This window comes from Wolbachia endosymbiont (group B) of Rhopobota naevana (genome assembly GCF_947250615.1).
GTDB lineage: Bacteria > Pseudomonadota > Alphaproteobacteria > Rickettsiales > Anaplasmataceae > Wolbachia.
This window is the reverse complement of sequence record NZ_OX366333.1, coordinates 13,517-26,572: the sequence shown is the minus strand read 5'-3', so window position 1 is coordinate 26,572 and position 13,056 is coordinate 13,517. Positions and strand designations below refer to the sequence as shown.

Sequence of the window (13,056 nt, the reverse complement as noted above, 5' to 3'; positions counted from 1 at the left end):
CAATTGAAATCTACATTTTTATGGACTGCTTGTGTTACTCCTTTTAATTGCAGTGGAGATAGTATAGATTACCAAAGCTTGCAGCGTTTACTAACAATGCAAGCTGAAGCTGAAAATGGTGTAGTGTTGCTAGGTAGCACAGGTGAAAGCTTATCACTTACTGATTCTGAAAAGCGCACATTAGTTGAATTTGTATGTGAGCTAAAATTAAATACGAAAATTATAATTGGTGTACCAGGAGTGAATCTATATCAGACTCTTGAATGGCTTGATTTTTGCAAGGGTATGCCTATTCATGGCTATCTAATGACAACTCCCATTTATGCAAAGCCTGGAATCATGGGGCAAACTTTATGGTTTGAAAAGCTGCTTGAAAAAGCACATGTGCCAGCCATGCTTTACAATATTCCATCAAGAGCAGGAGTGAGTCTTCACGCTGAAACTGTACGCAACTTATCCAGCCACGAAAAATTTTGGGCTATCAAAGATTCAAGTGGCACCGTTGATACTTTAACTCAGTATAAGAAAGTTGCACCAAATATTGAGGTCTTTTGCGGAGATGATAATATGATACCCGATATGGCTGCTAAGGGTGCGGCTGGTCTGGTTTCTGTTGCTGCCAATGTTTGGCCACGTGTAGTACATGAATATGTTAAGCAATGCATGAGTGGCGAGAACCCTCAGGCAGACAGTTGGCAACAAGCTTGCAAAACTCTATTTACTGCCAGCAATCCAATACCTACTAAAGCACTCTTGCATGACATTGGGCTTATAGAACACAAAACTGTTCGTCTACCACTAAGCACAGAAGACTTGCCTTCTATTGAAACATTGAGGCAAGCTAATAAAATGATTCTTGGATGGAAAAATCAACTAGCTATGCAGGATTAGGACTTGAGCGGATAATTCAATTATACTTAACATGAAAAAAATGAGCTAAATCCTCTTCAAAAACTTCTATCTATCGTTTCTTAAAATACTTCCCTGCACGTATACCCACCAACAATTTTCACATCACTATCAACTGAGCTACCTGGCTGTTTATTTCCTTCTGGAAAAAAGCACTCAATTGCTTTATCAATTAAGAAACTTAAAGAAATATAAGGAATCATACTCACTACAAAAGTTAAAGCACCTATAGCTGCTGGTGATGTAAAACCAAGAGCAACTAGTCCTGCTCCAACTCCAAAAGAAACACCAATACTACTGATAGTATGTGCATAATTTTTAATTTTATATTCAGCGCTGTTGCTATATTCTCTCAAAATTTGTTCATGTTCTTTGGACATGCCTTCTGGTATATCGTTGAGATTTGTAGTTTTTGAGAAAAAACAAGCCTTGATTAAGCCTACTAATAACATTGCAGAACCAATGATTCCACCTGCAATGAGAGGTGGCAAGTTAACATAACTTAGAGCTAAACCTGCAAGAGCCCCAGTAACAGCGCCCATTCCTAGTGCTATTGTTAGTATCACTATTGTGCCTGCTGCTAGTTCTAGTTTTGATCCAATTTTCTTTTCTAGGTTACTTTTTGCTTGCCTCGCCTCTTTTAACTGTTCTCTTGTATAGCTCATAGTATGTACCCTTACTTAAAATTAATAATACAATACTAGCATTTTTAGTTTATATAGTCAATTTATTAAGTAATTTTAATTGACTTTCAGCAAACTTTAGCCTTATATGTATGGTCCCAGAGTGTAATGGTATATAAAACATGAGAACAAAATGCCATTAAAGGAGAACTTATGATTACTGGATATATCAGAACAACAGAGACAATTCATAAAGCAATGTAAACTTTCTAAGTACTATAACCTCAACTCTAAAACTATTGTAAAACAGAAAAAAGCATTCATTTAAAAGAAAAATAACAGCTCCATATACTATTAAAGTGATAATACTTATAATGTTAGATGTGACACCAAATCTAATTTGAAATATAACTTATTTACTCAGCTTCTTTTGAAACTACTGTGAACATAATATCTATAGATAAAACATCGCATTACCACGCCACTAACGAGTAGCAGAATGACAAGTTTTTCAAACTAGTCCGGTAAAAATCTCAGTCAGTTCAGCTGTATGCTTTTAACTTTCCCAAAAAGAGAATTAACCATATGAAATTCTTGTTGATATGACTTAATGAATAATTATTTTAGGTTACTAATTTATTTTAAGAAACTTTGATGATATTTAGCCCACTTATTTTTCTATTTTCCATGTCACGATGAGCCCCTATTATTTCATCAAATTTATATTTTTTATTAATTCGTACGATTAAAAGTTTTTTTCTTATCATCTCGAATATTTCCATTGCAGTAAGCACTAATGTAAATTTATCATGCTTATAGTGATATATCGAAGTTCCAGCTGCAAATAACGAACGCGAACTAAGTAAAGAGAAATTAATAGGAGCATTACCTGATATCTGCCCATAGGAAACATATATGCCAAACTTACCCAAAGATTCAAAAGAGAGCTTGCTTGTAGCGTAACCTATAGGGTCATACACTGCACCTACTCCTCTATTTTTCGTAATCTCCATGATTTTAGAAACGAAATCTTTATCATTGTAGTTTATTGCGTATGTGCAGCCATTTTGTAAAGCTATCTTCATTTTTTCGTCAGAGCTTATAGAACCTATCACTATACCTTTTTTATCCTTTGCCCATTGGCATATTATTTGCCCCAAACCACCATTAGCTCCATGAACTAGTACAAAAGCACCAGGCCTGATTTTATAAGATTGATTAACTAAATAGTGAGCTGTCATACCTTTAAACAATACTGCAGCAGCAACTTCATCAGGTATATCATTCGGAATTTTTATCAAATATTTCTGGTGTACAATGCGCTTTTCACAATATGCCCCTGGAGGAGCTGTGCAATATCCAACTCTATCTCCAACCTTAAGTCCATCACTAATTTTTTTACCAAGCTTTTCAACAACTCCTACTGCCTCTACTCCAAGTACTGATGGCAGATCTTTAATTTTGCGTGTACCTTTTCTGTGTTCTAAATCATAACGATTTAAGCCGATAGTTGTATGACGTATTAAGACTTCCTCATCTTTTGGCTCACCTATGCTCTTATCTACAAATTCTAATACTTCTGGCCCCCCAGTTTTTTTAATTTGTATAGCTCTAACCATGATAAATGTAAGACAAAAACTTTAATTATGTTATCTAGCAATTAATATTTTGCAAAATGTTATTTAGAGTTTATACACTACATAAGCGTATTGTTAATAGTTTTGAGGCACAAATTATGACAAACAGAGAAACTTGGCTTTATGGTGTTTTATTCAATGTGTTGTGTGAAGTGGATGAAGATGACGATTTAGATACCAATAATAAAAATAAAAGAAAGGTTAAAATGTAAAATGCAAAAATCAGATAAAAAAGGAGACTATTGTAAATATTTATATACTTCTTGGGAAAAAAAGGATTTGATATTAATCACAGATTTGACTTGAAAGATTATGATGGCTTTCCAATAGATAGTCTTTTTTCCATCGCCATTAACTATAAACCGTACACTTTAACAAATCTAGCGCAAGTTTTAATAAAAGCAGGAGCTAATGTGCAAAACGAAAAAGGATATTTACATACCTGTGTTTTGACCCATTCTCCGGACATATTAAAGGCTCTCATAAAAGCGGGAGTGAATGATAGCTCAGATGAAAACTACAATGGAAACACTGCTTTAGAGTGTGTTGCTGAATTATATTGTAAGGATAAGTCAATTGAACGCAAAAATTGCTGTGAGATTCTAATTAAGCATACATTAGAAAAAAATCCCAACATAGAAATACCAGATTCTGTAAAAAATAATAAGGAGTTGGCTCAATGTTGGAATGCTTGTGAAGCAAATAATGAAGGATGGAAATTAGCAACAACGAACACTGAAACACAAGTAGTCAGTGTGCAAAAAGCAAATAAGAGCTCCTGCTCAATTCAATAGATGTATCGTACAACCTTGTTCGGATTACAATAGGAAAAGGTTTGTTATTTAAGCTTAAAAAACGTATATGATAGTGTTATTTCACTTAAATCTTTTGTACTATTGTCACGCATTATTTCAGGGTCTACGTAAAAGGATACGGGCATAGCCGCTTTTTGTTTTGGTAGCAGCATTTGCTCTTCAAAACAAAAGCATGCAACTTTATTGAAATATTTACCTGCTTTAAAAGGTGTGACATTATACACTGCCATTCCAAAAGAAGGCTGATCAGATAAATTTTTTGCATAATAAAATACTAAACTTTGTTGCCCTATATTTGTATCGATGTAGTTAGTTTCTGATTTAAATTCCCAAGGCAGACCTGATATTATATCAGCATTAAGGTGAACCCTGATTTTTTGGTCAGTTGCATTTATTGTTGCATTAGTTACTTTTCTCGTTGTGCCACCATATCCAGTAGCTTTACAAAAGATGCTATACAACGGTACTGAAGCATATGCAAGACACAGCATCAATACCACTAAAGATATTAGAAGGAAAACTATAGAACTTTTATTGTTTCCCCTTAAAAAGGAAATCATCTAATCCTTATTGTTGAACAAGTTAAGTAACCTGAGTAAATTGAGGAATATATTGATGAAGTCAAAGTAAAGATTAGTTGCACCAAGTATTGCCAGCTTAGTAGTTGCAACTTCTGAGCCATCATTATATCTATAATAAACATCTTTGATTCTCTGAGCATCGTATGCGGTCATTAAAGTAAACACTATCACTGATACAAACGATATTGCAAAATAGAGAGGACTGCTTCCAAGAAACAGATTAACTATAGATGCAATGATTAACCCCCAGATTCCCATAATCAAAAAAGAACCCATGCTGGTAAGATCTTTTTTTGTAGTATTACCATATAAAGCCATAGAACCAAACATGATCGATGTAATGAAAAATGCTCTCGCTATATTTTCTGCAGTATAAATTATAAAAATATGAGATAAAGAAATTCCCATTAAAACTGAGAATAGAAAAAATACAGTAAGTGTTGACTGAGCACTTAGGTGTTGAAGCCTAAAAGACATATAAAACACCAATGCAACTGGAGATAGCATTACCACAAGCGATAGAACAGGATTGGAATAGATCACCTGGAAAAGACCAGAAAACACTGTTAAAAACGCAACAAGCCCTGTAACACCTAAAGCTAAAGCCATATAATTGTATACTTTAGTTAGGTAACTCCTGAGTCCAGCACTATAATAAACGCCCTGAGAGCGAATATCCTGTTCGTTTTTCATATAAGACATATGTAACTCCTTATTATCTCTTGATGATATATTATAATACAATACAGCGTTTTTATCAAGTATAAAATGACATACTACAATTGAATGGTGTGGTATGCAATTAGAGAATTTCTTCCATAACTATAAGCAAATCGGTTTTCAGCAGCATTTAACTATTATAACAACCTCTGGCAATAGAAATTACTTTCACCATTCCCTCTATCATGATTTAAGGGGAATGGTGAAAGTAGTTTTTGCATTTACTAAAGTATTCTTCTTATAGATACTATACCAACAATCCACTATTTTTTCTATGTCTCGCGGTTTAACCTCCGGACCTATACTGATTCTAATTGAACATTCTGCTTGCTCTTTTGTTGCTCCCATTGCAAGCAAAACATGAGAAGGCCCAACTTTTCCAGAAGAACATGCAGAACCATTGCTGACTGCAATATTATTTAAGTCAAAGCACATGAGCTGCAGATCATTCTTCACTCTCGGCATATAAATGAAACTTGTATTTGGCAATCTTTTAGAATTTCTGCCAAAGATCTTGATATCACTGACAAGACTTAATAACCCATACTCCAATTGATCACGCAGCTTCTCTACTTCATCCATCTTTGATAGAAGATCTGGAATGTTTTGCAATGCAGCAGAAAGACCTACTATTGCAATAATGTTTTCTGTACCACCACGCAATCCTTTTTCTTGCCCACCACCTATTATAGTAGGTTCTATTACAAGCTTTTTGTCAAAAATTAAAACTCCACTACCTGCTATACCACCAAATTTGTGAGCAGATAAAGTAAGTAAATCCACTCCTAAATCTTCCATATTTACTTTGATTTTCCCAACACTTTGAGCAGCGTCAGTGTGACAGATTGCCCCGAATTTATGTGCCATTTTAGCTATTTCCTTAACAGGCTGGATAACTCCAGTTTCGTTATTAGCCATCATCACTGAAATTATTACTTTATTCCCTTCAAGTTCGCTTAGAATTTTCTCTAGCTCTAAAAAGTCAATAATACCCTCTTGATTAACGGGTATTATATGTGGATTACATGCAGAATTAAGAATTGAAGGATGCTCTATAGCTGAAATTACATGCAGATAGCCTTTCATTCCTCTCATGACGAGGTTGTTTGCTTCAGTTGCACCAGACGTAAAAACTATTTCTTTATCATCTGGAATGCTAAGAGCATCACGTACGTTATCTCTTACCTCTTTAAGAATCTTCCTCGCTTCTTGTCCTCTTTTATGCAGCGATGATGGATTTAGTGTTTGTTTCGACAAAATCTCAAGTATACTTTTTTTTACATTTTTACTCACTGGAGCAGTTGCATTATAATCAGCATACACGCAACTACTGTCTTCCAGAGAGAATAAACTCACAGGCTTATTTGTCACTTACCATCAACCAATTATGTATGTTAACTTTAACACGATAAAAATTTATTGCAAAAACAGGGAAATTAATACATAATTAATAAACAATTTACATTATCAACACCTGTCAAAACAGGTTTTTATTAGGAGTTATCATGGTAGAAGTCTTTTTAAATAATTCAACAAAAAAGATAGAAGGTAGATACCATCAAAGCAAAGATACCAATGCACCAGTTGTGCTAATTTTACATCATCACCCTCAATATGGTGGTAGTATGAATAGTAAGATTATACATACTATATATGAATCTTTTATCGATAATAACTTTTCTGCATTGACAATTAATTTTCGTGGTGTCGGAAAATCTACCGGAACTTTTGATAAGGGTATAGGAGAATTAACTGATGCTGCAGTAGCTATTGATTGGCTTCAGGAGCATAACTCTAACAATGTTTCAATTTGGATAGTTGGTTTTTCTTTTGGAGCATGGGTAGCTATGCAATTGACAATGCGCCGTCCAGAGATAGTAAGTTTTGTTGCCCTTTCTCTTCCAGCAACTAAGTACGATTTCTCTTTTCTCTCTCCTTGCCCAGTTCCTGGACTTATAATACAAAGTAATAATGATACAATTTCAGAAGAAAGCGATGTAACAGAATTAGCACAAAGGTTAATAAATTCGGTAAAAAATAACCATATGGAATACCATATAGTAGACGATACTAACCACTTTTTAAGGGATAAAGAAGAGGAAGTAGCTCAAATTATAGATAATTATATAAAACTACGCTTAAACAGTGCAGTCACTTCCTCCAAAAAAGTTAAAAAAGAGATAAGGGTAAAAGAATATGCCTAACTTTACAAATGAGAGAAATGAACGTATTAATATAAATAAAAAAAGTCTTGTTATGTTTAGGCAATTATTATTTCTCGTTTTAGCAATGTTTATGCTGTCAGGATGCTTTCTAAGTAAACAGCGTAAGTTAAAGAGTCCGTGTATAAAAAATAATGAAAGCATTTCATGCGAATTACACTCTGTTAATGACCATTGGTTAAATAAGTACAAGTTATAGGTAGCTTTGTATTGTACTGTTTCTTCCATTTACAGCTTTACTAATGATCGGTTTTTTAACTGAAAAATGTGATCTGCTTTTTCTGCAAGGATATAGTTGTGTGTTACTATAAGCATAGAGCTGTTATTTTCCTTTACATATGAATGTAACAGCAAAAATACATTCAAAGAATTTGTTGGGTCTAAATTTCCCGTTGGCTCATCTGCAAGTAAAAGCTTTGGAGAGTTTACAATGCTTCTTGCAATTGCAACCCTCTGCCTTTCTCCACCAGAAATTTCAGATACCATACTACTTGCTTTATTTTCCAGACCAAATTTTTCTAATATTGCTTGCGATTTTTTTTTTGCTTCAGCTTTGCTTCTTCTTGCAATAAGCTGAGGAAGCATAACGTTTTCCAACACTGATAACTCTTGTAATAAATAGTGAAATTGATAAACAAAGCTAAGAAAATTTCTTCTTACATGAGTTTTATATTTATTGCTGGCTTGCGTACAATTTACTCCATCTATTGTCACTACACCTAAAGTTGGCTTATCCAATAGGCCTGCAATTTGCAATATAGTTGTTTTTCCTGATCCTGAACTGCCGATCAATGCAACTACTTGCCCTCTTGTAAGACTCAGATTGATATCTTCTACAATAGCAGGACTTTTTTTGAAGCTCTTACTTACAGAAGCTAGCTCTAGTGTTACACCACCACCCATATTATAAAAAGATCCAGGAGGGAGAATTAGACCGAGAAACTGTTACCACAACCACATCGAGACTTAGCGAGAGCATTCTTGATTTGAAAACCAGAACCACTTAGATCTTCAGTATAATCTATAGTTGAGTTATTTAAAAATTTCGCTGAACAATTATCAACCATTAATACAGGGTTTCCATTCTCATCATTAATTACTATATCTTTACCTTTTTCACTAAAACTGGAGTGGCTTCTATAATCCTCGCTATCTTCGTCATCGTCAAAATCGTCGTCTTCATCATCGTCAAAATCGTCATCCAAAGACATCTTCTTATTTATTTGATCCATAAGAAAATTATACTTGAAGCCAGAGCATCCACCACCTGAAACTGCAACCCGCAAAATAGAACTCTCATCTCCTTCCTGTTCTACAAGGGAGTGGATTTTCCTTAATGCATTGTCAGTTAAGCTAATATTGTAATCTGTTGACATAACAACCACCGTTCATTATTGATAACCTATTATAGTAGAAATTTTACATGTCAAACAATAATTTTCTATTAAGTTACGCGTGCTTTCCAAATAAAACAAAAGGAAGAAATTTTAAAGAGCCAGAAGATGAAAATCGCAGCTGCTTTCAGCGTGATAGGGACCGCATTATTCACTCTAATGCGTTTAGGAAATTGGGGTACAAAACACAAGTTTTTATCAATTATGAGCATGATTACTATCGTACTCGGCTAACTCATAGCCTTGAAGTTGCACAAATTGCAAGATCCATCGCACGCAGGCTCAGATTAGATGAGGACATCACTGAATGCATAGCGCTTGCACATGACCTTGGTCATCCTCCATTTGGTCACACAGGTGAGAATGCTCTAGTTCAAATTGATAACGAGAAGTATAAGTTTGATCATAACGTTCAAGCTATAAGGATTTTAACTTATCTTGAACAAAAACATGCTGACTTTAATGGTATGAATCTAAGTTGGGAAGTGATTGAAGGCGTTGCAAAGCATAACGGTCCTTTACTCGGTCAAAATACGGTATCCCACACAAATAATCAGCTACTATTAGAATACAATGAAAAATATGATCTAAAGCTTGAAGAATTTTCAAGTCTTGAAGCACAAGTTGCTTCGATTGCTGATGACATTGCTTATAGTGTTCATGATCTTGATGATGCACTCAGGGCAAATTTAGTAATAACCGAAGATTTGCTCGATGTTCCTTTAATTGGCAAAATGTTCAAAGAAGTAAAAAGCGAATATTCAGAATTGGCTCAAAGCAAACTCATACATGAATCACTGAGTAGAACTATAGGAATTATGATAAATGATGTCGTTTTTCAGACTGAAAGAAATATTAAAGACTACAAAATAAAAAGCGTAGAAGATGTAAGAGGTCTAAATACAATGCTAGTCACATTTTCACCAGAAATTGCAAATGCCACAAAAGAGATGAAAAAATTTAACATGGAAAAAATATACAGAAGTTATAAACTGACCAGAACAATGAACAAAGCAAAACGTATAGTACAGGAGCTTTTTCAATGTTTTTATGAAAACCCAAGGTTATTACCCACAGAGTGGAACAAGCTTGCTTGTGAATCTCAGCGTTCAGTAATAATATGTGATTATATCTCAGGTATGACAGATAGATTTGCCATACACGAGCACAGAAGAATTTTTGATACCTCATACGAAATGACTTCTTTCTAATGACCGATGATTATTTCATGTCGATCGCATTAAAACTTGCAGAAAAAAGTCTTGGAAGTGTTGCACCAAATCCCGCTGTTGGATGTATCATTGTAAAAGATGGTATGATAATTGGTGAAGGCTACACAGGAATCGGTGGACGTCCACATGCAGAAGTAATTGCTCTACAAAATGCTAAAGATTTAACTCATGGTGCAACTATGTACGTCACTCTTGAACCATGCTGCCACTTTGGAGTTACAGAACCTTGCACTGCAGAAATCATAAGATCTGGAATAAAAATGGTGGTGATTGCAACAATTGATCCAGATAGTAGGGTTTCAGGTAGAGGGATAAAAGCTTTAGCAGATGCAGGAATTGAAGTAAAACAAGGGATTATGCAGAAAGAAGCAGAGAAACTAAATGTTGGCTTTTTTACCACTAAGAAACTCCATAGACCATTTATAGCTTGCAAAATCGCAACAACTCTCGATGGAAAAATCGCAACGTTTACAGGTGATAGCAAATGGATAACAAGCGAAGATACGAGAAATTGGGTACATGAGCTCAGAGCAAAATATGATGCAATTATGATTGGCAGTAGTACCCTTATCAATGACGATCCACTCTTAACTTGCAGATTACCAGGACTCGAAGAAAGGTCGCCAATAAGGCTAATTATCGATAGCCAAGCAAAATTGCAGGAAGAGCATAATATTGCAAAGACTGCAGACAAAATAACAACTTGGGTGATTACAAACAGAGAAATAGAGAAAAAAATAAAAAACATTAATTATTTGATAGTCAATTCAAATCACAAACCTCCTGTTATTCCAGATGTTATCCCAACACACTCTCCTGTCATTCCAATGCCTTCTCCTGTCATCCCAGTGCCCAGACACTGGGATCCAGAAAACTTCAAGCAATTGCGTAGTGAAAACTGGATTCCAGTGTCAAGCACTGGAATGACATCAGATCGAAAAGTCTGCCTAAAAGACATGGCATCAAAACTTGTTTCAGAAATTGGTATAACAAGGTTATTAGTTGAAGGTGGAGGAGTGTTAATTACAGAGTTATTGAAGCACGATTTAATCGATAGGCTGATAATCTGCCGCAGTGGTAAAATTTTAGGTAATGATGCCACTCCTTTTGTAGGGAATTTAGAGATTGAATCCATCAATAACTGCCATAAATTCAAAAAAGTAGAGATAATAGAGTTCAGTGAGGATGTAGTTGAGGTGTGGGATAGATTACCGTAACTCTTCTCAAATGAAAAAAAGAGGCAGAATTATCTCTACCTCTTGTGCTATTTAGCTAGTATTAAATCTTAAGTGCGTATTTGTTATCAAGTGTTTTAGTAACATCAGGATCTTCTAAGAGAGCTTTAACTTTTTCTTTGAAATCGTTGTCAGAAAGTACTGTACCTTGAGGTCCTTGGTCACCTTTCTCACCCTGAGGTCCTTGTTCGCCTCTTTCACCCTTTTCACCCTTAGCATTTTCTATTGCACTCATTTGCTGATATGAAGCATAAGCTGCTGCGGCAAAATATACAGCGGCAATAAATAGAACTGCAATTCCAGCAGGGCTAGCAATAAGCGCTAAAGACGTAGGTCCAGCAATTACTTTAGTAGCAATCAATACTGTTGTTATTGCTGCTGCTAAAGATGCAGTTGCAACTGTACCTTCAATACTCATTTTCGTTATGGGTGCTATATTTTTCAATTTCCATATACTTGTAATCATAATCACTTCCTCCTAATTAAGGTTTATAAAAAGTTAATTATATATTAAGAATGCACACTAGTCAAGCATTTGTATTAACAACTTAATATTTTATCTACTTTCTAAATTGTTACTAATTATGTAAGATTGATACATGGTAAATGGCTGGCTGAATCTTGATAAACCAACAGGAATGAGTTCTGCACAAGCTGTAACTCAAATTAAAAGGATTTTTGGAATAAAAAAAGCCGGCCATCTGGGAACACTTGACCCTTTGGCTTCAGGTGTATTGCCGATCGCTCTTGGTGAAGCAACAAAAACTATACCGTATTTATCTTGTGACTTAAAGGCATACAATTTCACAATCAAATGGGGAAAGCAAACAACTACGGACGATTTAGATGGTGATATTATTAGAACTAGCAATATAAAACCTGAATATAACCAAATAAATTGTGTGATTAAGGATTTTATTGGTGAGATAACACAAACTCCTCCTCAATTTTCAGCAGTGAAAATCAAGGGAGCAAGAGCATATAAATTAGCAAGAAGTGGGCAAAAGGTAAATATAAAACCTCGACAAGTCAAAATACATGAACTAAAGATGATATTTTTGGACACCATAAATAATATTGCCGATTTTTCTATGATCTGCGGTAGCGGCGTATATGTAAGATCAATTGCAAGAGATCTTGGAATTGAATTAAATTGTTTTGGACATATTACACAATTAAGAAGAACGATGGTAGGTGATTTTAAGGAAGATGAATCAGTGACAATTGAGCAACTTACTAAAAAAAACACAACAACTTACTCTCCCCAGTGCTTGACACTGGATACAAATACTTACAAATCATGTAATGGACAAAAGATTCTAGGAGCATATGTCAAAAACAATGTTCGTGATGAAATAGGCTTGATCCCAGTGTCAAGCACTGGGATGACATCGGAGGGTGGGATAACAGAGGGAGGTGGGATGGCAGAAGATGATGTAGTGACAGGAGGTAATACAAAAAGTTTCATCATCCCCATTGAATCGGCTTTAAAATCGATGTTCAAAGTTGAAATTTCCTTAGAGGAAGCGGAGAAAATCAGAAAAGGTCAAGAAATTATATTAAATAACTTGCGTAATTTAAAGAATTATGATATTTTTTGTACGATAGTGGGTAATGTACCTATTGCAATTTGCAGTTTTACTCATGGTTATGTGAAGCCTATTCGTGTTTTTAATATTTTGAAATGA

Annotated in this window: 14 protein-coding genes; 6 read left to right on the top strand and 8 right to left on the bottom strand. The window is 34.8% G+C overall.

Annotated elements, in window-relative coordinates; genetic code table 11:
• Positions 1-3: 3 nt before the first annotated feature.
• Entirely contained in the window at positions 4-891 is an 888-nt protein-coding gene (dapA, locus tag OOL01_RS00130; protein WP_264376660.1) for a 4-hydroxy-tetrahydrodipicolinate synthase, read from the top strand.
• Positions 892-971: 80 nt separating this feature from the next.
• Here dapA and OOL01_RS00125 read toward each other — a convergent pair whose 3' ends face one another.
• Positions 972-1,574, bottom strand: coding sequence for a hypothetical protein (locus OOL01_RS00125; protein WP_264686833.1), 603 nt, complete (start codon positions 1,572-1,574; stop codon positions 972-974).
• Positions 1,575-2,173: 599 nt separating this feature from the next.
• A complete protein-coding gene (locus OOL01_RS00120; protein WP_264686832.1) occupies positions 2,174-3,151 on the bottom strand; it encodes a quinone oxidoreductase family protein in 978 nt (325 codons plus the stop codon).
• A gap of 281 nt (positions 3,152-3,432) precedes the next feature.
• Between OOL01_RS00120 and OOL01_RS00115 the strand changes: the two genes are divergently transcribed.
• The gene (locus OOL01_RS00115) at positions 3,433-3,963 is read left to right on the top strand and encodes an ankyrin repeat domain-containing protein (protein WP_264686831.1); all 531 of its coding nucleotides are present in this window, start codon (positions 3,433-3,435) and stop codon (positions 3,961-3,963) included.
• Between the two features lie 44 nt (positions 3,964-4,007).
• Here the strand turns inward: OOL01_RS00115 and OOL01_RS00110 are convergent, their stop codons facing one another.
• The 3 genes from OOL01_RS00110 to OOL01_RS00100 all read right to left on the bottom strand — a co-directional run bounded on the left by OOL01_RS00110 (position 4,008) and on the right by OOL01_RS00100 (position 6,656).
• Positions 4,008-4,544 (bottom strand): cytochrome c oxidase assembly protein, encoded by a 537-nt coding sequence (locus OOL01_RS00110; RefSeq protein WP_010407017.1) that lies wholly within the window; start codon positions 4,542-4,544, stop codon positions 4,008-4,010.
• Positions 4,545-5,267, bottom strand: a complete 723-nt coding sequence (locus tag OOL01_RS00105; protein WP_007302228.1) for a Bax inhibitor-1/YccA family protein — start codon at positions 5,265-5,267, stop codon at positions 4,545-4,547.
• A gap of 201 nt (positions 5,268-5,468) precedes the next feature.
• Positions 5,469-6,656 carry a cysteine desulfurase family protein gene (locus OOL01_RS00100; protein WP_264686830.1) on the bottom strand — a complete coding sequence of 396 codons (1,188 nt, stop codon included), beginning with the start codon at positions 6,654-6,656 and terminating at the stop codon, positions 5,469-5,471.
• Between the two features lie 134 nt (positions 6,657-6,790).
• Here OOL01_RS00100 and OOL01_RS00095 point away from each other — a divergent pair, with 134 nt between their 5' ends.
• Positions 6,791-7,489, top strand: a complete 699-nt coding sequence (locus OOL01_RS00095) for an alpha/beta hydrolase (protein ID WP_264686829.1) — start codon at positions 6,791-6,793, stop codon at positions 7,487-7,489.
• Positions 7,490-7,735: 246 nt separating this feature from the next.
• Here OOL01_RS00095 and OOL01_RS00090 read toward each other — a convergent pair whose 3' ends face one another.
• Both OOL01_RS00090 and OOL01_RS00085 read right to left on the bottom strand, forming a co-directional pair.
• The gene (locus OOL01_RS00090) at positions 7,736-8,410 is read right to left on the bottom strand and encodes an ABC transporter ATP-binding protein (protein WP_010407030.1); all 675 of its coding nucleotides are present in this window, start codon (positions 8,408-8,410) and stop codon (positions 7,736-7,738) included.
• A gap of 26 nt (positions 8,411-8,436) precedes the next feature.
• Positions 8,437-8,883: a HesB/IscA family protein gene (locus OOL01_RS00085; RefSeq protein WP_007302232.1), complete on the bottom strand. Its 447-nt coding sequence runs from the start codon at positions 8,881-8,883 to the stop codon at positions 8,437-8,439.
• Between the two features lie 47 nt (positions 8,884-8,930).
• Between OOL01_RS00085 and OOL01_RS00080 the strand changes: the two genes are divergently transcribed.
• Both OOL01_RS00080 and ribD read left to right on the top strand, forming a co-directional pair.
• Positions 8,931-10,112 carry a deoxyguanosinetriphosphate triphosphohydrolase gene (locus OOL01_RS00080; protein WP_010407034.1) on the top strand — a complete coding sequence of 394 codons (1,182 nt, stop codon included), beginning with the start codon at positions 8,931-8,933 and terminating at the stop codon, positions 10,110-10,112.
• A complete protein-coding gene (gene ribD / locus OOL01_RS00075; protein WP_264686828.1) occupies positions 10,112-11,350 on the top strand; it encodes a bifunctional diaminohydroxyphosphoribosylaminopyrimidine deaminase/5-amino-6-(5-phosphoribosylamino)uracil reductase RibD in 1,239 nt (412 codons plus the stop codon). The genes OOL01_RS00080 and ribD overlap by 1 nt, the downstream gene beginning before the upstream one ends.
• A 61-nt stretch (positions 11,351-11,411) precedes the next feature.
• Here the strand turns inward: ribD and OOL01_RS00070 are convergent, their stop codons facing one another.
• Entirely contained in the window at positions 11,412-11,834 is a 423-nt protein-coding gene (locus OOL01_RS00070) for a collagen-like triple helix repeat-containing protein (RefSeq protein WP_264686827.1), read from the bottom strand.
• Between the two features lie 133 nt (positions 11,835-11,967).
• Here OOL01_RS00070 and truB point away from each other — a divergent pair, with 133 nt between their 5' ends.
• Positions 11,968-13,056, top strand: a complete 1,089-nt coding sequence (gene truB, locus OOL01_RS00065; protein ID WP_264686826.1) for a tRNA pseudouridine(55) synthase TruB — start codon at positions 11,968-11,970, stop codon at positions 13,054-13,056.

Coding starts and splice junctions, on each gene's coding strand:
- OOL01_RS00090 (WP_010407030.1), bottom strand. CDS start 8,410: ATGGGTGGTGGTGTAACACTAGAGCTAGCTTCTGTAAGTAAGAGCTTC.
- OOL01_RS00105 (WP_007302228.1), bottom strand. CDS start 5,267: ATGTCTTATATGAAAAACGAACAGGATATTCGCTCTCAGGGCGTTTAT.
- truB (WP_264686826.1), top strand. CDS start 11,968: ATGGTAAATGGCTGGCTGAATCTTGATAAACCAACAGGAATGAGTTCT.
- ribD (WP_264686828.1), top strand. CDS start 10,112: ATGACCGATGATTATTTCATGTCGATCGCATTAAAACTTGCAGAAAAA.
- OOL01_RS00110 (WP_010407017.1), bottom strand. CDS start 4,544: ATGATTTCCTTTTTAAGGGGAAACAATAAAAGTTCTATAGTTTTCCTT.
- OOL01_RS00095 (WP_264686829.1), top strand. CDS start 6,791: ATGGTAGAAGTCTTTTTAAATAATTCAACAAAAAAGATAGAAGGTAGA.
- OOL01_RS00070 (WP_264686827.1), bottom strand. CDS start 11,834: ATGATTACAAGTATATGGAAATTGAAAAATATAGCACCCATAACGAAA.
- OOL01_RS00080 (WP_010407034.1), top strand. CDS start 8,931: ATGTCAAACAATAATTTTCTATTAAGTTACGCGTGCTTTCCAAATAAA.
- OOL01_RS00085 (WP_007302232.1), bottom strand. CDS start 8,883: ATGTCAACAGATTACAATATTAGCTTAACTGACAATGCATTAAGGAAA.
- OOL01_RS00120 (WP_264686832.1), bottom strand. CDS start 3,151: ATGGTTAGAGCTATACAAATTAAAAAAACTGGGGGGCCAGAAGTATTA.
- OOL01_RS00125 (WP_264686833.1), bottom strand. CDS start 1,574: ATGAGCTATACAAGAGAACAGTTAAAAGAGGCGAGGCAAGCAAAAAGT.